1 protein-coding gene is annotated in these 745 nt (G+C 77.0%); it reads right to left on the bottom strand.

Translation table 11 applies throughout. From position 1 onward, the window contains the following. Positions 1–113 precede the first annotated feature (113 nt). Positions 114–745, bottom strand: a 632-nt coding sequence (locus C1I99_RS31765; protein WP_111137795.1) for a LysR substrate-binding domain-containing protein, incomplete at its 5' end; no start/stop codon positions are given.

The following is a 745-nucleotide window of genomic DNA, read 5'->3' as shown; positions in this document are numbered from 1 at the left end:
CAGGGTGGTCAGCGATACGGGGTCCACGGGCGGCCATTCTTCCCACCACCACCGGCCCGACGAGGCCACCTGTGGCCAGCCTCACCACCGCCGACCCCGACCCGTGCGGCCGCTCAGCCGGTCGGCCCCGCCGCCGCGACCTGCCGCAGCGCGTCGAGGATCCCGCGCAGCGCCGGCGTGGCCGGAGCAGACCGGCGCACCGCAGCCCAGATCCGCCGCACCGGCCGCGGATCACGCACCTCGCGCACCACCACCCCGGGATGTGGGCTACCCAACCCCGTCTGCGGCACCAAACTCACCCCCAACCCGGCGGCCACGAACCCCTGCGCCGTCGGGTAGTCCTCGCTGTCCACCACCACCCGCGGGGTGAACCCGGCCGCGGCGCACGCCGCCGACACGGCGTCGCGGCACGGGCCGGGCAACTCACTGCCCACCCACGGCTCGCCGGCCAGATCGGCCAACGCCAGCACCGGCCGTGCCGCCAACCCGTGCCCCGGGGGCAGCACCGCCCGGTACGCGTCGTCCCGCAGGTGCACCAACCGGATCCCCTCCACCGGCGGCGCCGCCGCCGCGCGGACCACCAACGCCACATCGACCCGCCCATCGCGCACCTGCGCCAGCGGATCCTCCGCCCCGATCAGCCGCAGTTCCACCCGTACCCCCGGAAGCGCCCGCCGCAGCTCGGCCACCGCCGGCGCCACCAGACTCGCCCCCGCCTGGCCGTGCACGCCCGCCACGATGGCGG

This window comes from Micromonospora deserti (assembly GCF_003236335.1).
Taxonomy (GTDB): Bacteria; Actinomycetota; Actinomycetes; order Mycobacteriales; family Micromonosporaceae; genus Micromonospora; species Micromonospora deserti.
The sequence above is the reverse complement of the archived record's forward strand: the minus strand, read 5'-3'. Positions and strand labels throughout refer to the sequence as shown.